The organism is Paraburkholderia sp. SIMBA_030 (assembly GCF_046535245.1).
Taxonomy (GTDB): domain Bacteria; phylum Pseudomonadota; class Gammaproteobacteria; order Burkholderiales; family Burkholderiaceae; genus Paraburkholderia.
This window is the reverse complement of sequence record NZ_JAWRXB010000860.1, coordinates 1-261: the sequence shown is the minus strand read 5'-3', so window position 1 is coordinate 261 and position 261 is coordinate 1. Positions and strand designations below refer to the sequence as shown.

The following is a 261-nucleotide window of genomic DNA, read 5'->3' as shown; positions in this document are numbered from 1 at the left end:
CAGATAATCGCTGATTTCCGTATCCCTGCTCATCTGTACCTTAGTTCCATCCGCAGAATAAATATAATTCAGAGAAGCTGCGGGAGATGCTCCCGTTATTGCAGACGGAAGATTCAGGAAGTTAAAAGCAATTTTCGTGATTCCTTTATCTAAATGACTGATCATATTACCATTCGGGTCATAAGTAATCTGTTTTCCTATACCTTGTGGCAGAGGATATCCACTCAGAGCATTTCCCTGTCCCATCTCTTCAATATAATC

The 261-nt window shown here is 40.6% G+C and carries 1 protein-coding gene; it reads right to left on the bottom strand.

Annotated features, from left to right (window positions below; translation table 11 throughout):
• Positions 1–261: hypothetical protein (locus SB772_RS42450; RefSeq protein ID WP_410838825.1), on the bottom strand; the 261-nt coding region annotated here is incomplete at both ends.